Raw genomic sequence first — 20,795 nt, 5'->3', positions numbered from 1 at the left:
GGGCAGGGCAGGCGAGCGGCAGGGAAAGTGGGCACGCGCGGACCCAGGGGGCATCCCCCGCTCATGGGGGAGGCAGTTCAGGATGGACCTGCTGGAGAACGGAATGGTGGCTTCGAAGCTGCGGCTGGCGTTGTTCGCATCGACTTCACTGATGTACAGCGCCATTGCCGGCGCACAGGTCGTCACCTACGTCCATACCGACGCCCTCGGGTCGGTTGTCGCTGAAACCAACGGGGCGGGCGCCGTCATCACACGCTATGACTACGAACCCTACGGAGCCGCGATCGGTGAAGGGGTGGCCGATGGTCCTGGCTATACAGGGCATGTAAGCGACGCGGCTACTGGGTTGAGCTACATGCAGCAGCGGTACATGGACCCACAGCTGGGAGTATTCCTGTCGGTGGACCCGGTGACGGCATATGGACAGCCGGTTGGGCAGTTCAACCGCTACCACTACGCCAACGGAAATCCCTACCGGTTCACGGATCCGGATGGACGATGCCCGGAAGGGGCCGGCCGGTCCACGTGCATCGATGCCAGGCGTTTCGACCAGAGCCGATCAAGTGGCCTGGACATCCAGCTTTCGGCGCAGACGGAGAAGACCGCTCTGGCCAACACCGATTCGGTGAGAGTCGGTAGTGGCAACCGGGAGAAGGCTGTCACCATCGAGGCAAGCAGCAACGGTACCGAGTCGATCCGGGTGGATCCATCAATGGCGACGTCCTCGGATGCGTCCGGGTTCTATGCGGAACTGACGCCGACCGCCGATACCGTGGCTGTGATGCACGGCCATCTGGAGCAGAGTGGCCTGGTGGATCGGCTGACGCCAGGAGATTCCGGTCCCCTCGTGAGCCCGGGGGTTCCCAACATCACGGTGGACAGCACGGGTTCGCGGGTTGGTGTGCGTGAGCTGGTCGACGGCAAGGTGCAATTCCGGATGATTCAGGGCCGCATGACGCCGACCGAGCAGCGGCTCATCCAGCAGAACATCACCAAGCAGCAGGAGCTGTTCTACCTGCCAGGAAGTGGGCGATGAAGTGGTTCCTGCCTGGCGTCTTCCTGTTGTTCGCAACCGTGGCCGGGTGTGCAACTTCCGGGCAGGCACCTTCCTCCAACCCGGCGGCGCTGCTGCCAAGCAAGGCCATCAAGGGAAGCGCGGAGCTGGATGGGTCCCAGGTGGAACTTCGCGGCTACCTGGTGGCACAGTTCGAGGATCGTGGCATCTGGGACAGCAAAGCGGAGTACCGCCGGTACAACAGTGAAGCAAGCTGTGTGTCGCTTTTGATCCCCAAGCGCATGATTGACCAGGTTGAACGACGCTCTGGTGCCTACGCGACCATCAGGGGGAAACTGATCGGGGACCTGCGATCCCGAGGGACCGTGCTGCTGGGTGGATGCAATGTCGTGGCAATTGAAGTCCAGGAGTTGGGTGAGAACTGACTCCTGTGGCGGCAACCTGGGGTTGCCGGCCAGCGGCCGGCACTACCCATGACGCTCCACGCGCGCCCGGTACGGCCGTTGAGAATCAGCGGGCGGCGGCAATCGCCTTCACCCGTGCCTTGGCCAACGCTTCACCGATGGCCGGGCCCTTCAGATGGGTGGTATCCAGGTCCCGCGCCTGTACTGACAGTGCCGCCTGGTGCAGGCGCTTGAGCGTTTCGCCCTGCGGGTAGTCGGCGTCCTCGAAGCCGAGCCGGCCGCGTTTGTCGGCCTCGCAGCACAGTGCGATGCGGGCCACGCGCTCCGGCCGGCGCAGCGCATCACAGCGGCCCAGCAGTTCCAACACGGTGGCATCGCGGAGTTCGTCGATGCGGTGCACGTTCAAGTGCTCCCGGCAGACCGCTTCGGCCAGCTGCTGGTGCTCGGCGGGAATCTTCAACCGCGCGCACAGTGCCTTCAGGGGTTTGATGCCGCGCTGTTCGTGCATGATGTGGCGCGGCCACTCCCCCGGCGGGGTCAGGCCCTTGCCGAGATCGTGGGTAAGCGCGGCAAAGCCGACCAGGTCATCGCCGGGGGCCAGCTTCGCCGCCATGTCGCTGACCATTTCCTGGTGGATGCCGGTATCCACTTCCGGATGGAATTCGGCACGCTGCGGCACGCCATACAGCGCTTCCAGCTCGGGCAGGATAGGGCCCAGTGCATGTGCATCGTGCAGCGTGCGCAGGAAGGCGGAGGGCTGCTCACTGACCAGCGCCTTGCGCAGTTCCTGCCACACTCGCTCCGGCACCAGTGCATCCAGTTCGCCACTGGCGGCGATCTCGCGCATCAGCGCCATGGTCTCTTCGGCGACGGTGAAGCCCAGCGGGGCGAAGCGCGCCATGAAGCGTGCCGCGCGCAGCACGCGCAACGGATCTTCCACGAACGCAGGGCCGACATGGCGCAGCACGCGCTGCTCGATATCACGCACGCCGCCGTAAGGATCGACCAGCGCCCCGCTGTCTTCGTCGCAGGCAATCGCATTGATGGTGAAGTCGCGGCGCTGCAGGTCTTCTTCCAGCGTCACTCCCGGGTCGGCATCGACCACAAAGCCGCGATAGCCGCGGCCGGATTTGCGTTCGGTACGCGCCAGTGCGTACTCCTCACCGGTCTTTGGATGCAGGAATACCGGGAAATCGCGGCCGACCGCGGTGTAGCCCTGCGCTTCCATCTGCGCGGGCGTGGCGCCAACCACCACCCAGTCGTGGTCGCCGGCGGGACGCTGCAGCAGGCGGTCGCGTACGGCGCCGCCGACAAGATAGATCTTCATGGCTGGAATCATCGCATGCCCGGCGCAGATGCACCGGTAGTGCCGGCCGCTGGCCGGCAACGGCAGTCACACCGAAGCTGCCGGCCAGCGGCCGGCACTCCCGATACAGCGGCCAGCCTGATCCAGGCCAGCAGGCTCATCGTTTCACTCCAGGGCGTGGATACCGGGGAATGCCGGCCAGCGGCCGGCAGTACCGTGTTGCGATCAATCGCCGCCCTGCTCAGCGTTGGCGGCGCAGCTGAAGTTCTTGCGCTTGTCCACCAGGCGGCCCATCAGGCGGTCGCTCAGTGGCAGCGCATCACCATTGAGGCGCCAGTCGTAGATCACGCTGAAGGCCAGCACGCGGGCGACGTACTCGCGGGTTTCCTTGTAGCTGATGGTCTCGATCCACAGGTCCGGGTCAAAGCCCGGGCGCTGGCCCTGCCAGCGTGCGGTCGGGGTCGGGCCGGCGTTGTAGGCGGCGATGGTCACGTACGGCAGGCCGTCGTACTTGTTCATCAGCTGGCGCAGGTAGGCGGTACCGATGGCGATGTTGGTGTCCGGGTCGTACAGGCTGTCGGCGCCGCCGTAGCCGGTCAGGCCGATCGACTTGGCCACGCCGGCACCGGTGGCCGGCAGCACCTGCATCAGGCCCATGGCGTTGGCAGGCGAGCGCGCACGCGGAGTGAAGGTGCTCTCGGCGCGGATTTCCGCCGCTACCCAGGCCGGATCGATCGCGTTGCGTGCTGATTCGCGGCGGATGGTAGCGTCGTGGTGCAACGGGAAGCGCAGGTCGTACAGGCGCTGTTCCTGCGGCTGCTTGCCGAGCGCGAACACGGCGCGGTCGAACCAGCCGTTGTCCTGCGCCACGCGTACCGCCAGGCGGCGCTGGGTGTCATCGAAGCGCGACAGCGCGCTGTTCCATTCGGCCACGGCCCAGCCGGCACGGTCGATCTGGTACAGCGCCATCGCGCGCTGCATGGCCGGGTCGCGCGCGATCACCGCCTGTGCCTGCGCGCTGTCGTTCGGCTTCCAGGGGCACAGGGTATAGCCCTGCTGCAGCTTGTCGGCAGCCAGGAAACCGTGGAAGGTCGGTGCGCGCGCCGCATCGCGGAACAACGGCTGCGCCTGCTGGGCCTGGCCGGTCTTCTCCAGCATGCGGCCTTCGAAGTAGCGCCAGCGCGGGTCGCTGCGCTGCTTGCTGGCCATCTTGCGGATCGCGGTCAGTGCCGCCGGCCAGTCACCGCGCGACATCGCCTCGCGCACGCGCCATTCATGCAGGCGTTCGTCATACGCCGATTCAGGCACTGCGTTGAGGCGGCGTGCCGAATCGGGCAGGTAGGAAGCCACCGTCCACAGCGCGATCTGGTACAGCACCTGGCCCTGTTGCTCGGCACTCAGGCCGAGCGCCTGGGCGTACTGCGGCAACTGCTGTTCGGTGGCGGCCGGGTCGGCCTTGGCCAGCTTGGCCAGGCCGTCGGTGGCGATGCGCCGGCTGCGCTCGTTGCGCGGCCAGTTCAACGCGCTGGCATTGGGCTTGTCGACGAAGGCGGCGTAGCTGTTGGCCTGCGCCAGGTCCGCGGCGGGCAGGCCGCGTGCGGCGCTGCGCATCACGGCCGGCTGCTGTGCGTCGGCGGCGGCATCGATACGCTCCCAGCGCAGGGCGTCGCTCAGGCCGCCTTGTGCCTGCAGCACTGCGAATACCGCGTCGCAGCCGTCCGGCAGCGACTTGCCGTTCTTGCGCCACAGGTCCTGTGCCTCGCTGATCCACTGCGGATCGACCTTGCCCGTCATCTGGCGCGCGGTCAGCTGCGCACAGCGCAGCCCGACGTTGTCGGTGGGCGCCCAGTTGGCGAGCAGCGTGGGCCAGTCCTGGCGGCGCGCGACCGAGGGCAGCCACACGCTGCGGAAGGTGGCAGCCACGGCCTGGCCGTCATAGCGCTTGAGGAAGGCCTGCGCCTGCGCGGTATCGACGGTGTCGATGTTGCGGCGCAGGTTGGCGTACTCCAGCCAGCCGTAAGCCGGATGGCGGCTGAGTGCGGCGGCCTGGCCGGGATCGAACTGGCCGCGTTCGGCGGCAGCGATCGCGGCCTTCAGCTGCGCGTTCTGGGCGTCGAGGGACTGGGCATTGGCGCAGCCGATCAGCAGCGTGGTGGCCAAGGGCAGCAGGGACAGGGCGGTCGAAGAGCGTCGGGTCATGGCGTCCAGCATAGCGGGGACTGGCTGAATTCAGTTTCGCATTGCGTGCACGCCGGGCGTCGGCAACGACAGCTGAACGAACCCGTACAGGCACTGCCGCAGGTGACGGAAGGCGACGTACTGTCGGCCTTGGGCGAACGGCCCGGCTGCACGGAGCGGCACATGGCGTTCAGTAGCGCAGGAAGAAGCGGCCCGCTGGCGGACATCAATGTCACGCCACTGGTGGATGTGATGCTGGTGCTGTTGATCATCTTCATCGTGACCGCGCCGATCGTGGCCCGGCCGATTGCCGTGCAGCTGCCACAGGCCACCGATCGCACGATCGATCGCCCCGAACCGCCACCGCCGATCGAGCTGAGCCTGGACGCTGGCAACCAGCTCAGCTGGAATGGCCAGCCGATGGCCATTGGCGATCTGCAGGTGCGCCTGCAGGCACAGGTGGGCGAACATGCCGGCAACCTGCCGGAGCTGCGCATCGCCACCGATCCGGCGGCCGAGTACGAAGGCATGGCGCGGATTCTGGCCGCTGCCGAGGCCACCGGTATGGAGCGCATTGCGTTCGTGCGGTAGGGCTATCTAAACCGCCGCTCGTGGGGAGATTGCGACATGAGCGGCGGATGTGGGTGTCAGTATTGCTGGCAGTAGACTGTGCGACCATCCCAACTGCACGAGATGCGGCTGCTGCTTCCGCGCTGGACGGGGACTCCATACATCTGTGCGGATCTGACCCAGTTGTCCAGGTCACGATGCTGGCCGAAATAGTATTGTCCGGCGTACGAAGGGGCGGAGATCGGGTCGGCGATGGATTCGTCAGGAACCTTGTTGCCTGTGCTGTCGCGACTTTCGCCCTTCTGATACTTGGCTTCGGCCACGTTGTCGGGTGTTACTCGATAAAGCGTCTTTGACCCGTCACGCCATGTGATCATTATTGCTATGGATCCGCCACCTTTGAGACCTGCCCAGTTCAGGGCCGCTTGTTGAATCGAGAGCGCAATGCTGTTCCAGGTTGGGCTTCCCGTATTGGCTCCTGCCAGTTCTGTGGCTAGATACTGGCCAAGTCTGGTTCTCAGTGTGGCTGAGGCGACGATGTCGAAGGTATTGGAGGACTTGTAAGACTCGGGAAACCTCACTCCATTGGTGTTTCCGGGGTTGTCTGGATGCAGCACGACTACTGATCCGCCTCCTGCCATCGCGTGGGCGTCTTCAGGTGACGCTCGAAAGGCTGACGTCGCATCCAGAATTCGTAGGAAGGCCATTTGAATCTGTGCGGGAACCGGTGTCGAAAGTGCGCGCCACTTTCTGATCTCGCGATCATATTCAACTTCGAAGGCGCTCAGTCGGGCTTTTTCGAAGTCCATTACAACCGCCAACCCGGAGCCTGACATCAGGGCTGCATCCTTGGGAGATGCACAGTTGTTGCATTCAATCAGGCCCCCCGCTCTCGATTCGCTTGCCGGGGACAGAAGCAATGCCGTGACAATCGCGACATGGATCATGACGGTGATTGTTTTCACAATTGAGCCTCATGAGAATGACTGGGGTTCTCAGTCTCACCTTGGTCGGCCCCGAAAATCCGTTTGACGGGCAGTTTTCAAACTGTTCCTAAATGTTGTCTGAATTTGCTCCGTAGGTTCAAGCTAGTCGATGCATTTAGCTCTGTCATCGAGATGGCAGGATCCGAAAGAGCAGACATTGAGTGCCTCACGTTCGCACGGTGATCCCGGCGATCTGCAGTCCATCATTGCAAGAGCTCCTCCCTACGGGTTACTCACCATCTTGGTATGAGTTCCAGCTAGAAGGCGATCTGATCGAGACCGTCAACCGACGGCAACGGCGATCATCATGCTGCCGATGGCGAAGGCGCATTGTCGTTGGACGGATCGGCAAGAGCACTTGCCCAATTGCGGGAAAGCCGGGAAACGGCTGTCGCACCCGGCATTAACGACGTTCACAGCGAACAGTATCGTCCGGTCATAACCTGCAGCTATCTGACGTAATCGGCCTGCAATTGCGTCAATTCCGCGTGAAAGAGTGTCGATCATCACGCCGTGGCTTTTACTGTTTGTTTACAAAGGAGACGCTGCCGCCACGCAGGGGGGAGCGCGGCAGTCCATGTCCCGACATTCCTTTGGAGAGAGAGCGAATGATTCACCTGCATCACCGCCCGTTGGCGGTTGCCGTTGCGCTGTGCGTGACGGCCCTGGCACCGTTGGGTGCCGCTGCGCAATCCACCACCAACCTCGATGCGGTGGAAGTGACCGGTACCCGCATCAAGCGCGCTGAAGTCGAAGGCCAGGTGCCGATCCAGACATTGACGCGCGGTGACATCGAACGCACCGGCCTGACCTCGATCGGCGAAGTGCTGCAGCAGCTCACCGGTTCCGGTTCGGCGCTCAACGCCAAGTTCAACTCGTCCGGCAACTTCGGTTTCCCGCCCGATGGCAGTGGCGTGGGTGCCGGCTCGGCGCAGGTCGATCTGCGCCACCTGGGGGCCAAGCGCGTGCTGGTGCTGGTCGATGGCATCCGCTGGGTCAATGAGTCGTCCGCCTCCGGCGTCGGCTCGGCCACCGATCTCAATACCATTCCGCTGGCCATCGTCGAGCGCATCGAGGTGCTGGAAGATGGCGCGTCGTCGCTGTACGGCTCCGATGCCATTGCCGGCGTGGTCAACATCATCACCCGCCGTGACTTCGATGGTGGGCAGGTGACGCTGAACTACGGCGAGTACAGCAAGGGCGACGGCACGCAGAAGGGCGTGGACCTGGCCTGGGGCAAGAGTGGCGACCGCTTCAGCCTGTTCCTGGGCGCCAGCTGGACCAAGCAGGATCCGGTATTTGCCAAGGACCGCGAGCAGTCGCGCTTCCCGATTCCCGGCACCGGCCTGGCGTTCGGCAGCGGTGGCATTCCGCAGGGCCGTTTCATGTTCACCGACCCGAACACCGGTGCGGTGCAGAACATCGTGCCCAATACCGGCGTGAGCAATCCGCGCTACGACGGCAGCGCCGGCTGCAGCCGCACGGATGACTACCACTGCTTCACCACCGCCGACCGCTTCAACTTCGCCGAATACAACATGGTGCTGACGCCGTCGGAGCGCAAAGGCCTGTTCGGTCAGTTCCGCTTCGACATCACCGACAACGTGCAGTGGTACGTCAAGGCACTGGGCAACCGTCGTGAGTCGACCAACCAGGCCGGCCCGGAGCCGCTGTTCTTCGGCCCCGATGGCGCCACCGGCAATCCGCTGGCCGACAACATCGTGGTCTCGCGCCTGAACCCGTACAACCCGTTCGGCTTCGATCTCGTTTCCGGCGACAACATGAGCCTGATCGGTCGTCGCCCGGTGGAAGGCGGTGCGCGCGTGTTCAAACAGAAAGTGGACACCACCTACTTCGCCACCGGCCTGGTCGGTGACTTCCATGCCGCCGACCGCAGCTGGTACTGGGACGTCAACGGCATGTACAGCAAGAACAAGGCTGAACAGACCAACTACGGCAGCTATGACATCTACAAGGTGAACATGGCGCTGGGCGATCCGTCCGTCTGTGCGGCCACGCCGGGCTGCGTGCCGCTGAACATCTTCGGCGGCGTCGGTTCGATCACCCCGGACATGCTGAAGTGGGTCCAGCCGGTGGTGCGCGACCGCAGCCAGAACGAACTGAGCCTGTTCACCGCCAACCTGTCCAGCGAGCTGTTCTCGCTGCCGGCCGGTCCGGTATCGTTCGCCACCGGCTTCGAGTACCGCAAGTACAAGGGCTCCTACCAGCCCGATCCGCTGACGGTGATCGGCCACTACAACGGCGTGCCGTCGCAGCCGACCTCCGGTTCCTACGACGTCAACGAGGCCTACCTGGAGTTGAGCGTGCCGATCTTCGCCGATTCCTCGTTCGGCAAGAAACTGGACCTGAGCCTGGCCGGCCGCTATTCGGACTACTCCACCTTCGGTGGCGAGTTCACGCCCAAGTACGGCCTGCGCTGGCAGGTGACCGATGACTTCGTGCTGCGCACCACCTACGCCGAGGGCTTCCGCGCACCGTCGATCGGTGAACTGTACGGCTCGGCGGCGCGTGCCGACCTGCAGCTGTTCGACCCGTGCTCGGTGGGTCTGGGCGGCACTCCGCCGCGTGGCAGCGCCGCCAACTGTGCCGCGCTGGGCGTGCCGGCCGGCTTCCAGCAGGCCAACTCGCAGATCTCGGTGACCACCGGCGGCAACCGCGAGCTGGAGCCGGAACGCTCGCGCAGCTTCAGCGCCGGCTTCGTGTGGAGCCCGTGGTTCGGCAACAATGCGTCGTGGTCGGAGCGCTTCGATGTGGAGGTGACCTTCTACCGCCATGCCATCGATGGTGCGATCCAGGCGATCAACGCGCAGACCCAGCTGGACCTGTGCGTGGATACGCTGGACCCGATCTACTGCGATGGCATCACCCGTGCCAGCACCGGTGCGGTCAGCAGCTTCAACAACCGCCTGACCAACCTGGGTTCGATCAAGACCGACGGCTGGGACGTGGATCTGTTCTGGACCCTGCCGCAGACCTCCATCGGCCAGTTCAAGCTGGCGTGGAAGAACACCTTCGTCGGCCGTTACGAGGCCACCGGCGCGGCCGGGCAGAAGCAGCCGCAGAAGCCGGGCGTGGAAGTGGCCGACAGCTCGATTCCGGAGTGGACCAGCAATGCCAGCATCGGCTGGACGATGGACCGCTGGAGCGCCAACTGGACGGTGCGGCACATTTCCGAGCTGACCGAGAACTGTGGCGATGCCGCGGCCTTCCCGGTGTGCAGCAACCAGGCAGCGGGCACCAACACGCTGTCGGCCACCACCTTCCACGACATGCAGGTGGGCTACAAGATCGACTGGATGAAGGGGTTGCAGCTGACCGCCGGCCTGAACAACGTGTTCGACAAGGATCCGCCGATCTGCCTGTCGTGCTCGTTGAACGGTTACGACGCCTCGACCTATGACATCCCGCGTGGCCGCTACTGGTACCTGCGCGCGGATCTGCGGTTCTGATGAGGGACCGGTGCCGGGCATGTCCCGGCACCGGTCATCAGGGATCAATCCGGAATGTCCTGTTCCGGGGCGTCCTGCTCAAGGGCCGCGCGGCGGAAGGCTGTGCGCGCCCAACCCAGCCCGACCACGATCATCATCGGCCCAGCCGCGAAGGCGGGCAGTGACGGGATGCGGAACTGCGATTGGTGCTCGATCAGCAGGTTGTAAAGGATCCAGACAACCAACAGCAGGCCGATGACCGCACACAACAGCCCGAACAGCACCTGCGGAACGCCCATTGCCAGGCCGAGCGCTCGCTCGGTACGGGTGGGGCTGGGGATGGCACGCAGTTCACGGCCCAGATCGAACCAGGACAGGATGGCGGCGGGCAGGCCGATCAGCAGAAGCAGGATGAAGTAGCCGTTGCCGGTGCCGATCATCAGCGGTAGCGACGAGAACAGGGTCATGAGCGAGAGACCGAGTTTCGTGCGGGTGCGCATGGCCGGTCGTCCTTGAAGGGGAGGCGCAAGGTGTCCGGATGGCACGGGTCGAAGCTGCAGGCCACCGTGTCCGCGACGCTACACCTGCCGGGGCGCCGCCGCAACGAGGGCGCTGAGCGCCCCCGTTGTAGAGTCGCCGTGCTCGACTGCCCTCTGTGGCAGAGTCGGGCATGGCTCGACTCCACAGAAGCCGGTTACATCAGAACGACCAGGTGAACGTCAGCGAGCCGTTGCGGCCATCGCCATACGCACCGTAGCCGTTGATCTGCGACAGGTACTTCTTGTCCAGCAGGTTGTTGAGGTTGGCCTGCACGCTGAACTCCGGCGAGATGCGGTAGCGCACGAAGGCGCTCACCAGTGCATAGCCACTCTGCTCGATGCGGCCGTAGGCAGGTACCGGGTAGTAGATGCGGTTCTGCCAGTTGGCACCGCTACCGACGGTCAGTTCCTGCAGCGACTGCGGGGTGTAGCTGGTGAAAAGCTTCAGGGCGGTCTGCGGCAGGTTGGTGTTGATGTCGGCGTCGTTGATGTCCTTGGCCACGTAGCGCGAGGCGCCGAAGGTGGCATTCCAGCCCGGTGCCAGTTCACCGTTCACCTCGAACTCGAAGCCACGGCTGACGGTGCCGCGTGCGGCGATCGAGGCGAACTCACCCGGGCGGCCGATGATCGGCTCGCTGGTGACCTGGGCGACGTTGTCCTGCTCGATGCGGAACACCGCCAGCGAGGCATTCAGGCGGTTGTCGAACCAAGCCCCCTTGACGCCCACCTCGTAGCTCTTGCCGTCGACCGGGTCGAGATAACGGTCGTTGCGGTCGCGGGCGGTCTGCGGCTGGAAGATCTCGGTGTAGCTGGCGTACGCGGAGTAGGTGTCGTTGATGTCATACACCAGGCCGGCGTACGGGGTGGTCACCTTGTGTTCGCGGTCGTCGTTCTCGCCTTCGCTCTTCCAGTCGGTGTAGCGGGCGCCGATGATCAGCTTCAACGGATCGGCCAGTGACAGGCGTGCGGCGGCGTAACCGGCCTTCTGGGTGATGGTGCCCTGGCTGGCCAGTGCCAGCGGGTTCCAGTTCGGCTCGCTGATGTTGCCGGTCCAGTGCAGGTAGCTGGTGAACGGGTCCCAGGTCTTGCCGGCGCCACCGACCTGGTAGTCGCCGTAGTTGGCATAGTCGCGCTTGTTGTAGCTCAGTCCGGCCATGAACTGGTGCTCGCGGCCGAACAGCTGGAACGGACCGTCAACGTAGCCATCAACACCGGTGACCTTGCGCTCGGTGTTGTAGAAACCCGCGGAAGGCGAGATGCCCGTGCCGTTGGTTCTGTCGAAGTTCGATGCGCCCGTGGTCCAGTCGTTGTATGCCGGGTAGAACAGCTTGTCGTCGGCCTTGGTCTCATCGTGCGTGGCACCGACCTTGAACTTCCAGCCATTGCTGAAGGCGTGCTGCAGGGTGGCGAACGCGCGCTTGCTGGTGGTGTCCCAGTAGGTCCAGTCCGGGCTGGCGTTGAACGATTCGTCATAGCCGGTGCGCGAGCCATCGGAGTACAGCATCGGGAAGCCGCCCCAGGTCGCGCCGTTGGCGCGCTTCTGCTGGTAGTCGTAGCCCACGCTCAGCTGGGTGTCCGGGGTCAGGTCGGCGTCGATGACCGCATAGCCCAGCGTCTTGCGCTGGTTGTAGCGATCCATCTGGCCGTCGGTGTCCAGGTAGCTGCCGATCACGCGGCCGCGCACGGTGCCGCTGGCGTTCAGCGCACTGCCCACGTCCACGGTGGTGCGGGTGCGGCCCCAGCTGCCGACGTTCACCGAGGCGCTGCCGGTCAGTTCGGCGCTGTCGGCATGCTTGCGGATCAGGTTCACCGACGCGGACGGATTGCCGGCACCACTGAGCAGGCCGGTGGCACCACGCACCACCTCCACGCGGTCGTACAGCGCCAGGTCCAGGCCGGAATCACAGTAGCTCCAGTTCTGCACCATCTGCGTCGGCAGGCCATCGAACTGGTAGGCATCAATGTAGAAACCGCGCGCGTAGAACTCGGTGCGTTCGCTGTCGGACTGGGTGCTGGTCACGCCGGTGGTGTTGGCCAGCACGTCGATGATGTCGTCGAGGTTCTGATCTTCGATGCGCTGGTGGCTGATGATGCTGATCGACTGCGGGATCTCGCGCGGGGCCAGGTCGAAGCGGGTACCGGCCGAGGTGCGGCGCACCGAATAGCCTTCGGCGCGTTCACCCTTCACCACCACCTTGTCGAGGTTGGTCGGATCGGCGGCGGTTTCGGCGAAGGCGGCCGGGGCCACGGTGCAGAGAACGGCGAGCACGGCAACGGACAGCCGTTGTGGCTGCGGCGTACGGAAGACGGAACGGGTCATGGGGGTCCTGGACGAGCACGCGCGCTCGGCCGGCATCCAGAGGCGAGGCGCTACGGGTGGGAAACGGACGGGCAGGCCGTCCTGGCACCACCGGAAACGAAAGAAATGGTAATACGAACTATTCCTATTTACAAATCATGAACAGATCGATCTGCGGGCGTGCAGTGGCAGTCAGCGCAGCAGTGGCAGCGGGTTTCGCGCGCCGTCGGTGCCGTAGACGCCCCAGTGCAGGTGCGGCGGCGTGCCCTTGGCGTTGCCGCTGTCGCCGACATGGCCGAGCAGATCGCCGGGCTGCACCACCTGGCCGCGTGCCAGGCCGTCGGCCCAGGCCTCCAGATGCGCGTAGTAGTAGCGTTCGTGTCCGGGCCCAATCACCCAGACCTGACGCCCGCCGAGCCCGCGTTCGCTGACATCCGCGACGACACCGGCCGTGGCGCTGCGCACTGGGGTGCCGCGTTTGGCGAAGATGTCGATGCCGGCGTGGGAGCGGTCACGGCCACGTGGCGCGCCGAAGGTATCGGCGATCTGGCGTGGCCGCACGCCGTCCACCGGCACCGGTAGTTGCGTGGCCGGCGGCATCCGCGAGAGCGCCCACAGCATCTTCGGTGCGACCGCCCATGGGCTGTTCCACAGCGTCATCGCCGCGACGAGCGCAATGGCCAGCCACAGGCCACGCAGCAACCAGCGGCGCAGGCGGTGGGCGTGGGAGGACGGTGTATTCATGGCTCGACGCTACAGAACCGGTGTCAGCGGGACCTCGAAACTCCGCTTCAACGTGCCCAGCGCCACCGAGGTGCGGAAGCGCTCGATGTTGTCATCGCCGCCGAACAACCGCTCGGTGATGGCCTCGTACTCTTCCATCGACGCCGCCGAAAGCAGCAGCAGGAAATCGCCATCGCCGGTGATGGAGTAGCACTGCTGCACCGCAGGGTCGTCCTGCACGCGGCGCCTGAACGGCGCCACGCGGTCGCGCTGCTCGCTGACCACGCGCACCTCGACGATGATGGTCAGCGGCCGACCGATCTTGGCTGCGGCGACCACCGCCACGTTGGCCGCGATCACGCCACTGTCCTGCAGGCGCTTGATGCGCCGTTGCACGGCCGGGGTGGACAGGTGCACGGACTCGGCGATTTCGCGCTGCGGCAGGGTGTTGTCCCGCTGCAGGAGGTCGAGGATGGCGCGGTCGAAACTGTCGAGCACGGGAGCGATGGCCATGGCGAGCAGAAGTTGCACGAACAGGCTGTCAATTGAGCCAAGTGCTCGGCGCCGACGCAATAGACTTTGCGCATGCAGACCTCACGACTTGCGCCGATGTTGCCGGCGCTGGCGGTGCTCGGCTCGGTCACCTCGCTGGCCATCGGCACTTCCTACGCAAAACACCTGTTCCCGCTGATCGGTGCGCAGGGCACCAGCGCGCTGCGCGTGGGCTTTTCAGCGCTGTTGCTGCTGCTGTTCTGGCGGCCATGGCGCTGGAAGACCAGCCGCGTGGATGCAATCACCATCCTGCGCTACGGGCTCACCCTGGGGCTGATGAACCTGCTGTTCTACATGGCCCTGCGCACGATTCCCTTCGGCATCGCGGTGGCCATCGAGTTCACCGGGCCGCTGACGGTGGCGATGCTGTCATCACGACGCCCGATCGATTTCCTCTGGGTGGGCTGCGCGGCGGTGGGGCTGCTGTTGCTGCTGCCGATCGGCGGTGGCCCCGCGCTGGACCCGGCCGGTATGCTGTACGCGATGGGCGCTGCGGCCTGCTGGGGCCTGTACATCGTGTTCGGCAAGCGTGCCGGTCATCTGCATGCCGGGCACTCGGTCTCGCTGGGGCTGCTGGCGGCGTCTCTGGTGGTGGTACCGGTGGGCGTGGTGCATGCCGGTGCCGCGCTGCTCGACCCGAAGATCCTGGCGGCGGGCCTGCTGGTGGCACTGGTGTCCAGCGCGATCCCGATGTCGCTGGAAATGATGGCGCTCAAGCGCCTGCCGAAGGAGACCTTTGGCATCCTGATCAGCATGGAGCCGGCGGTGGCCGCGCTGTGGGCGATGCTGTTGCTGCACGAGCACCTGCACGGGCTGCAGTGGCTGGCGATCGGCTGCACGGTGCTGGCCTCGGTGGGTAGCACGATGACCGCGCGGCGGTTGAAGGTGCCGGTGGCGCAGACCGGGTAGCGCCGGGCGATGCCCGGCGGAGAGCGTGCCAATCAAGGTTGGCACCCACCAGGAATGGTCAGCGCAGGGCGTCGGCCGGGACGTCGATCTGCATCGCCAGGGCGAGGTGATCGGAGAACGCGGCCGGTACGGCTTCCACGGTGCGGGTCTGCAGGCCGCTGCTGACCAGGATGTGGTCGATGGCGCGGTCCGGGCGCCAGCTGGGGAAGGTCGGCACGATGCAGCCCGGGGGCTGCAGCCGGGTCTTCTGGTACAGCACCTGCATTTCCGGGCGCTCGGCCAGGCAGTTGAAGTCGCCCATCAGCACCGCGTTGGGGTGGTCGGACAACAGCTCGGCGATGAAGCCCAGCTGCGACATCCGCGATCCCGCGCCCAGCGACAGATGGGCCACCGCCACCGCCAGGCCATCGGCGCCATCGCCGAACTTGGCCAGCAGCACGCCGCGCCCGCCGATGCGGCCGGGCAGGGCGTGATCCTGCACTTCAACCGGTTCCAGTTTGCTCAACAGGCCGTTGGCGCTGGAGGCGACCCCACCCATGCGCCGGTTCGGCTGGTGGCTCCAGTAATTGAATCCGGCGCGCTGGGCCAAATAGTGGGTCTGGTTGGTGAAGCCCGAGCGCAGGCTGCCCGGGTCGGCCTCCTGCAGGCCGACGATGTCATGGTCGCGCGCCAGGGTGGCGATCGCGTCAAGACTGCTGCGCTTGCGACCCGCCGGCAGCGCATGTGACCAGCTGCGGGTCACATAGTCGCTGTAGCGGCGGGTACTTGAGCCGGCCTGGATGTTGGCCGTCAGCAAGCGCAGGGTCCGTGTACGGGGGGAATTCACGGCCGGGAAACGCTTCTCTTGGATCAGTGAGCCTGGGCCGCACCGCGTTCGCGGGCGATCAGGTGGTCGGCGATCCGCAGCATGTCCGGGAAGCTCTTGCCCTTCACCAGGTACTTGCCGTTGACGATGATCGACGGGGTGCCGCTGATCTGGCTGCGCTGCGCGAACTGCTTGGCCGAGTTGGTCTTGGCATTCACTGCGAAGCTGCCCATGGTGGCGGCGAACTGCTTCGGATCCACGCCGTAGGCACCGTAGAACTTGGCGATGTCTTCCACCGAATCACGGCCGCGCTCGCCCTTCAGGGTCTTCTGCGAGTGGATGGCGGCGTACAGCGCTTCGTGGGTCTTCTCCTGCACGCCCAGGGTCTGCGCGGCGTAGAAGGCACGGGCGTAGTCATCCCAGGTGCCGCCGAACATGGCCGGCACGTAGACGAAGTTCACGTCGCCCGGCAGGCCGGCCTTCCACGGGCCGACCAGCGGCTGGAATGCGGCGCAGGCCGGGCAGACGTAGCCGAAGATCTCGGTCACTTCGATCTTGCCGGTGGCCGGCTGGAACGGCTGGCCGTTCGGGATCACCTGGTAGTCGGCACCTTCCACCGGGGCCGGGCCGGTCAGTGCGGCGGTGGTCGGGGCCGGTGCGGTGGCCGGAGCCGCTTCGGCCGGGGCCTTCTCGCCTTCAGCGGCAGCCGGCGCGGCGCCTTCGCTGCCCGCCGCCGGCGCAGCAGTCGGTTCGGTGGTGGCTGCCGGGGCTGCAGCCGGTTCGGCCGGGGCCGCGGTGGTGTTGGTGCTGCCATCATCAGCCTTGCAGGCAGCCAGGATCGGCAGCAGCGCTGCGAGGGCGAGGGCGTAACGGATCTTCATGGAAACGTCTCCAGCATCTGGAATGGTGGGGCCGGCGCCAGGCGCCGGCCAGAGGGAAATGATGACATGCGGCGGCGACAGCGCCGTGTCGGTGGTGGGTGTTGGTTCAGCGGCCGCGGGCAGCGCGGGCCTGGGCGATCAGCGCCGAGGCGATGCGCAGCTGGTCGTCGAAGCTGTTGCCACGCACCAGGTACTGGCCGTTGATGATCAGCGCCGGGGTCCCCGGGATCCTGGTGCGCTGGGCGAACGCGCGCGCGGCATCGACCTTCTTCTGTACGGCGTCGCCGCGCAGGGCCTGCAGGTAACGGTCCGGGGTCACGCCATACGCCTTGTAGAAGGTGGCGAGCTCATCGGCCGAGACGTTCTGCATCGGCAGCGATCCCTGCTCGTGCAGGGCCTTGAACACGGCAGCGTGGCTGCGCTTGGCCACGCCGACCTCGTCGGCGGCGTAGTAGGCCAGTGCCCAGGCATCCCAGGCGCCACCGAAGGCAGCCGGGACCGGGGTGAAGCGCACGTCGGCCGGCAGCTTGGCCGCCCAGGCTTCCAGCTGCGGTTCGAAGTGGGCGCAATGCGGGCAGGTGTAGCCGAAGACCTCGACCACCTCGATCTTGCCGGCCAGCGGCTGGAACGGGCCCGGCTGGGCGATGCGCTCGTAGTCTTTGCCCTCGACCAGCGGGGCATTGGCGGGGGTAGCGGCGCAGGCTGCCAGCGGCAGCAGCACCAGCACGGACAACAGCAGGCGGGAAATCAACCTCATCGACACGCATCTCCGTTGAAAAAAGCAACGCCGGCGCGGTCGCCGGCGTGAAGGAAACATACCGCAGGCGCGGGCCGTGGTGGCGGCCCGGGCCGACCAGTGGTGGTCAGGGGGCGGCAGCCGGTTGCGCCGACGGGGGGCAGTGGCCACATCGTCGGCCTTGTTGTGCAGGCCCTGCAGGTAGCTCGACAGCGCCTGCCCCTCCTGCTCGCTCAGCTTCTGCGCGACTGTCGCCATGATCTGGAAGTGGGCCTTGTCGGTCTCGTTGGTCTGGCCGACCTGGTATTCCTGCAGGCGGCGCGCGACATAGCTGGCGTGCTGACCACCGATGTGCGGATAGGCCGGACCCGGATTACCGGCACCGCTGGGGCCGTGGCACGCCATGCAGGCCGGCAGGCCGCGCTTGGCGTCGCCGCCACGGTACAGCTGCTGGCCGATCTCGTAGAACTTCATGCCCTTGTACGGGCCGTCGGTGACTGCCGTGTCATCGGCGATGCCGGCGGTGGCCTTCTGCGTGGCGAAGAACGCGCCGATGTCGCGCATGTCCTGCGGGGTGAGATTCTGCACGAACGGCACCATCGCCACCGCCGCACCGGAGCTGCGCTGCCCATTGGCGATCAGGGCCATCTGCTGGGCGACGTAGCGTTCGCTCTGGCCGGCGATGGACGGGTACATCTCCACCGTGGAATTGCCGTCGGCGCCATGGCAGGCCGCGCAGGCCGAGGCCTTGGTCTGGCCGGCCTTGGCATCGCCCCAGTGGGTCTTGCTGAAATCCACCTCCAGCGAGGCGGTGTTGATCGGCCCGTTGTCGGGCAGCGGGGTCAACGTGGTCTGCGCGAACGCAGCAGCGGCAACGACTACAGCAGTGGCAAGGGCGGATACGGCAAGAACGCGAGCGTGGCGCATGCTGAAGCTCCGTATGGACCGGGCCGGGCGGTGGCCGCCGGCATCGCCCGGATTATCAACGCCGTTTCCGCGCACGGTCAACGCAGCAGTGCAGCAAAATGCCCGCAGGGGCCGCCGGCACGGGCGCGCGGCGCCGCAACATGCGATCCTAGGCACATGTCATTGCTCATCGAACGCGCCCGTTACCACCTTTCGGCCCACAACGTGCGGCAACTGCCGCCCGACGAAGGGGCCGAAGTGGCCTTCGCCGGCCGCTCCAACGCCGGCAAGTCCAGTGCGCTCAACGCGCTGACCCGCCAGAACGCCCTGGCCCGTGTCTCCAAGACCCCTGGCCGTACCCAGCAGCTGGTGTTCTTCCAGGTCACCCCGGAAGCGCATCTGGTCGACCTGCCAGGTTACGGCTATGCAAAGGTGCCGCTGGACCTGCAGGCGCACTGGCAGGCCTTCATCGACAAGTATTTCCGCACCCGCGAAGCCCTGAAGGGGCTGGTGGTGGTGATGGACATCCGCCATCCGCTGAAGGACTACGACCGGCAGATGCTGTCCTACGCCGTGCAGCGCGGCCTGCCGGCGCACGCCCTCCTGACCAAGGCCGACAAGCTCAGCCGCAGCCAGCAGATGCAGTCCCTGCAGAAGGTGCGCAAGGAACTGCAATCGGCCTACGGCGACAGCGTCAGCGTGCAGGTGTTCTCCGGCGAAGACCGTACCGGCGTGGACGAAGCCCGCGGCGTGATCGGCGGCTGGCTGGGGCTGGAATAAGGCATTTCCGGTCGCCCGGCTGGCAGCCGGGCGCTACCCGATCGGTGGGTGCCGACCTTGGTCGGCACACCCTCACAACGGCGAATACTCCGCCGGCACCCACGCATAGGCCTTACCCTCGCCACGCACATGGCCCAGGCCGGGGAACGGCAGGTGCGCACCGGCCACCCACCAGCCGTTGGCGGTGGCCTGCTGCAACAGCGCCCGCCGGCTGGCGATGGCCGCCTTGCGGTCCGAATCCGCCTCGAATGCCGCTTCCGGATGCGCGAACTGCACCGCGTGGAAGTGCAGCACATCGCCCCACACCAGCAGTGACTGGCCCTGGCTGTCGAACCGGTAGGAGACATGGCCGGGGGTATGGCCATGGGTGTCCATCGCCACCGCGCCGCCGGGCAGGGCGTCGCCGGGGCTGAAGGTGCGCAGGTGGCCGTTGGCCTGGTATGGCGCGACCGCATTGCGTGCCAGCGGGAAGGCGAAGCGCACGCCCTTTGGCGCGGTGCCCTCGCTGGCCGGGTTGAGCCAGTAATCGGCATCCGCCTTGGACAGCCACACCGTGGCATTGGGGTAGGCCGGCTTGCCCTGCGCGTCGAGTACGCCGCACAGGTGGTCCGGATGGGCGTGGGTCAGCAGCACCTCATCCACCTCGGCCGGGTCCACGCCGGAGGCGCGCAGATTGCCCAGCACCTGGCCCAGGCCGGGGCCGAAGCACTGCGCGGTGCCGGTGTCGACCAGGGTCAGGTGGTTGCCCTGGCGGATCAGGAACGCATTGATCGCGGTCTGCAGGCCCTTCTTGTCTTCCGGCACGTAACGGCCTTCCAGCAGGCGGCTGACCAGTGTCGGCGGCACGTCCACCACTTCCTGCCGACCCAGCGCGACCACGCCGTCGAACAGGGCGGTGACCTGCAGCGCACCGACGCGCTGGTGATAGACGCCGGGCACCTGCTGGGTGGGGGCGGGCGAAGTGGCCTCGGCCAGCGCGCACAGCGGCAGGGACGACAGTGCCAGCAGCAGGGCGCCGCGCAGCGGCAGGTGACGCAGGGTCATGGCGGTTCTCGGTGGATGACGGGCGGTTCCGTTGCCGCATAGCGTGCCGTGGCCGGCGTGTGCACGGCGCTCAAACCGCTGCGCGGAATGCTCAGGGAAGGGGTGTTGTCTGCAGGGCTGCGCCCTGCACCCGCAGAGGCAACGGCCGCAGCCAAAGCAACGTCAAAAACTGGTTTCCTGTGGGTGGGATGGCGGGGTGGGTCCGGTTGCGGGAGACGCCGTAAACCCGTCCATGGGGGCTTGGCCGCGGCATCCATGCCGCGGACACTCCCGCAACCGGACCCACCCCGCCTTCGACAGTTTTCCGCGATCTGTCAGCTCGTGGGGTCAGATCCGTTTTCCGCAGGAAAACGGATCTGACCCCACAGTTTCATTCGATATCTGACAGATGTGTCGACCAAGGTCGACACCTACCAACAGTCGCGAAGATCTGTCAGAGGTGGGGCGGTGTGGGTGGGCAGGACCGTTGGCGCCATGGATGGCGCCATCGAGCCCCCATGGGTGAGGGCGCTTTGCTTGCGAAGCACTGCTTCGCAAGCGCCCGAACGCACAGCCGCCAGCGGCTGGGCCGGACCCCGGAAGGGGGGTTTACGGCGTGTCCTGCCCACCCACACCGTCCCGCCATCCCACGGAATGCCGCTCTGGCTCTGGCTTTGGCCGTTGCCGTTGCCGTTGCATTGAGCAGGTGCAGGGCTGCAAGCCCTGCCGAACCC

17 protein-coding genes and 1 pseudogene are annotated in these 20,795 nt (G+C 66.1%); 6 read left to right on the top strand and 12 right to left on the bottom strand.

Features of this window, described 5'->3' with window-relative positions; translation table 11 throughout:
• The first annotated feature begins 82 nt into the window (after positions 1-82).
• Positions 83-1,036, top strand: coding sequence for an RHS repeat-associated core domain-containing protein (locus tag CKW06_RS24030; protein ID WP_024957024.1), 954 nt, complete (start codon positions 83-85; stop codon positions 1,034-1,036).
• On the top strand, positions 1,033-1,440 hold the full coding sequence (locus CKW06_RS19895) for a hypothetical protein (RefSeq protein ID WP_024957023.1): 408 nt from the start codon (positions 1,033-1,035) through the stop codon (positions 1,438-1,440). Before CKW06_RS24030 ends, CKW06_RS19895 begins: the two co-directional genes overlap by 4 nt.
• An 85-nt stretch (positions 1,441-1,525) precedes the next feature.
• On the opposite strand, the gene CKW06_RS19890 is transcribed toward CKW06_RS19895, so the two are convergent.
• Together CKW06_RS19890 and CKW06_RS19885 are read right to left on the bottom strand one after the other, a co-directional pair.
• A complete protein-coding gene (locus CKW06_RS19890) occupies positions 1,526-2,746 on the bottom strand; it encodes a multifunctional CCA addition/repair protein (protein ID WP_024957022.1) in 1,221 nt (406 codons plus the stop codon).
• A gap of 204 nt (positions 2,747-2,950) precedes the next feature.
• Positions 2,951-4,936 (bottom strand): transglycosylase SLT domain-containing protein, encoded by a 1,986-nt coding sequence (locus CKW06_RS19885; protein WP_024957021.1) that lies wholly within the window; start codon positions 4,934-4,936, stop codon positions 2,951-2,953.
• Between the two features lie 150 nt (positions 4,937-5,086).
• Here CKW06_RS19885 and CKW06_RS19880 point away from each other — a divergent pair, with 150 nt between their 5' ends.
• Positions 5,087-5,494, top strand: a complete 408-nt coding sequence (locus CKW06_RS19880; RefSeq protein ID WP_024957020.1) for an ExbD/TolR family protein — start codon at positions 5,087-5,089, stop codon at positions 5,492-5,494.
• A gap of 56 nt (positions 5,495-5,550) precedes the next feature.
• Here CKW06_RS19880 and CKW06_RS23645 read toward each other — a convergent pair whose 3' ends face one another.
• A complete protein-coding gene (locus CKW06_RS23645; protein WP_143565628.1) occupies positions 5,551-6,438 on the bottom strand; it encodes a hypothetical protein in 888 nt (295 codons plus the stop codon).
• A 629-nt stretch (positions 6,439-7,067) separates the two neighbouring features.
• On the opposite strand from CKW06_RS23645, the gene CKW06_RS19875 reads away from it, so the two are divergent.
• Complete coding sequence (locus CKW06_RS19875; RefSeq protein WP_024957019.1) at positions 7,068-9,929, top strand: TonB-dependent receptor plug domain-containing protein; 2,862 nt, start codon at positions 7,068-7,070, stop codon at positions 9,927-9,929.
• A 44-nt stretch (positions 9,930-9,973) separates the two neighbouring features.
• Here CKW06_RS19875 and CKW06_RS19870 read toward each other — a convergent pair whose 3' ends face one another.
• The 4 genes from CKW06_RS19870 to CKW06_RS19855 form a co-directional block, all read right to left on the bottom strand.
• Positions 9,974-10,408, bottom strand: coding sequence for a hypothetical protein (locus tag CKW06_RS19870; protein ID WP_231910812.1), 435 nt, complete (start codon positions 10,406-10,408; stop codon positions 9,974-9,976).
• 199 nt (positions 10,409-10,607) lie between these two features.
• Positions 10,608-12,767, bottom strand: coding sequence for a ferric-rhodotorulic acid/ferric-coprogen receptor FhuE (fhuE, locus tag CKW06_RS19865; protein WP_024957017.1), 2,160 nt, complete (start codon positions 12,765-12,767; stop codon positions 10,608-10,610).
• Between the two features lie 171 nt (positions 12,768-12,938).
• Positions 12,939-13,490: a M23 family metallopeptidase gene (locus tag CKW06_RS19860; protein ID WP_024957016.1), complete on the bottom strand. Its 552-nt coding sequence runs from the start codon at positions 13,488-13,490 to the stop codon at positions 12,939-12,941.
• Positions 13,491-13,499: 9 nt separating this feature from the next.
• A complete protein-coding gene (locus CKW06_RS19855) occupies positions 13,500-13,982 on the bottom strand; it encodes an Lrp/AsnC family transcriptional regulator (protein ID WP_005411028.1) in 483 nt (160 codons plus the stop codon).
• Positions 13,983-14,054: 72 nt separating this feature from the next.
• Here CKW06_RS19855 and CKW06_RS19850 point away from each other — a divergent pair, with 72 nt between their 5' ends.
• Positions 14,055-14,930 (top strand): EamA family transporter, encoded by an 876-nt coding sequence (locus CKW06_RS19850; RefSeq protein ID WP_024957015.1) that lies wholly within the window; start codon positions 14,055-14,057, stop codon positions 14,928-14,930.
• 58 nt (positions 14,931-14,988) lie between these two features.
• On the opposite strand, the gene CKW06_RS19845 is transcribed toward CKW06_RS19850, so the two are convergent.
• The 4 genes and pseudogenes from CKW06_RS19845 to CKW06_RS19830 form a co-directional block, all read right to left on the bottom strand.
• On the bottom strand, positions 14,989-15,726 hold the full coding sequence (locus tag CKW06_RS19845; protein WP_005411026.1) for an endonuclease/exonuclease/phosphatase family protein: 738 nt from the start codon (positions 15,724-15,726) through the stop codon (positions 14,989-14,991).
• 53 nt (positions 15,727-15,779) lie between these two features.
• Entirely contained in the window at positions 15,780-16,616 is an 837-nt protein-coding gene (locus CKW06_RS19840) for a thiol:disulfide interchange protein DsbA/DsbL (RefSeq protein ID WP_024957014.1), read from the bottom strand.
• Between the two features lie 106 nt (positions 16,617-16,722).
• On the bottom strand, positions 16,723-17,373 hold the full coding sequence (locus CKW06_RS19835) for a thiol:disulfide interchange protein DsbA/DsbL (protein WP_005411024.1): 651 nt from the start codon (positions 17,371-17,373) through the stop codon (positions 16,723-16,725).
• Between the two features lie 138 nt (positions 17,374-17,511).
• Positions 17,512-18,279, bottom strand: a pseudogene (locus CKW06_RS19830) (c-type cytochrome); the annotation flags it as partial.
• 156 nt (positions 18,280-18,435) lie between these two features.
• Between CKW06_RS19830 and yihA the strand changes: the two are divergent.
• Entirely contained in the window at positions 18,436-19,038 is a 603-nt protein-coding gene (gene yihA, locus CKW06_RS19825) for a ribosome biogenesis GTP-binding protein YihA/YsxC (protein WP_005411022.1), read from the top strand.
• Positions 19,039-19,110: 72 nt separating this feature from the next.
• On the opposite strand, the gene CKW06_RS19820 is transcribed toward yihA, so the two are convergent.
• A complete protein-coding gene (locus tag CKW06_RS19820) occupies positions 19,111-20,082 on the bottom strand; it encodes an MBL fold metallo-hydrolase (RefSeq protein ID WP_038646393.1) in 972 nt (323 codons plus the stop codon).
• Positions 20,083-20,795: the final 713 nt, after the last annotated feature.

Origin of the sequence: Stenotrophomonas maltophilia (assembly GCF_900186865.1) — a bacterium.
Lineage (GTDB): Bacteria > Pseudomonadota > Gammaproteobacteria > Xanthomonadales > Xanthomonadaceae > Stenotrophomonas > Stenotrophomonas maltophilia.
Note: the sequence above shows the minus strand (reverse complement) of the source record. Positions and strands in the feature narration are given on the sequence as shown.

Bases quoted from the DNA above. Each gene is read 5' to 3' on its own strand.
- CKW06_RS24030 (WP_024957024.1), top strand. From the start codon at position 83: ATGGACCTGCTGGAGAACGGAATGGTGGCTTCGAAGCTGCGGCTGGCG.
- CKW06_RS19895 (WP_024957023.1), top strand. From the start codon at position 1,033: ATGAAGTGGTTCCTGCCTGGCGTCTTCCTGTTGTTCGCAACCGTGGCC.
- CKW06_RS19890 (WP_024957022.1), bottom strand. From the start codon at position 2,746: ATGAAGATCTATCTTGTCGGCGGCGCCGTACGCGACCGCCTGCTGCAG.
- CKW06_RS19885 (WP_024957021.1), bottom strand. From the start codon at position 4,936: ATGCTGGACGCCATGACCCGACGCTCTTCGACCGCCCTGTCCCTGCTG.
- CKW06_RS19880 (WP_024957020.1), top strand. From the start codon at position 5,087: ATGGCGTTCAGTAGCGCAGGAAGAAGCGGCCCGCTGGCGGACATCAAT.
- CKW06_RS19875 (WP_024957019.1), top strand. From the start codon at position 7,068: ATGATTCACCTGCATCACCGCCCGTTGGCGGTTGCCGTTGCGCTGTGC.
- CKW06_RS19870 (WP_231910812.1), bottom strand. From the start codon at position 10,408: ATGCGCACCCGCACGAAACTCGGTCTCTCGCTCATGACCCTGTTCTCG.
- fhuE (WP_024957017.1), bottom strand. From the start codon at position 12,767: ATGACCCGTTCCGTCTTCCGTACGCCGCAGCCACAACGGCTGTCCGTT.
- CKW06_RS19860 (WP_024957016.1), bottom strand. From the start codon at position 13,490: ATGAATACACCGTCCTCCCACGCCCACCGCCTGCGCCGCTGGTTGCTG.
- CKW06_RS19855 (WP_005411028.1), bottom strand. From the start codon at position 13,982: ATGGCCATCGCTCCCGTGCTCGACAGTTTCGACCGCGCCATCCTCGAC.
- CKW06_RS19850 (WP_024957015.1), top strand. From the start codon at position 14,055: ATGCAGACCTCACGACTTGCGCCGATGTTGCCGGCGCTGGCGGTGCTC.
- CKW06_RS19840 (WP_024957014.1), bottom strand. From the start codon at position 16,616: ATGAAGATCCGTTACGCCCTCGCCCTCGCAGCGCTGCTGCCGATCCTG.
- CKW06_RS19835 (WP_005411024.1), bottom strand. From the start codon at position 17,373: ATGAGGTTGATTTCCCGCCTGCTGTTGTCCGTGCTGGTGCTGCTGCCG.
- yihA (WP_005411022.1), top strand. From the start codon at position 18,436: ATGTCATTGCTCATCGAACGCGCCCGTTACCACCTTTCGGCCCACAAC.
- CKW06_RS19820 (WP_038646393.1), bottom strand. From the start codon at position 20,082: ATGACCCTGCGTCACCTGCCGCTGCGCGGCGCCCTGCTGCTGGCACTG.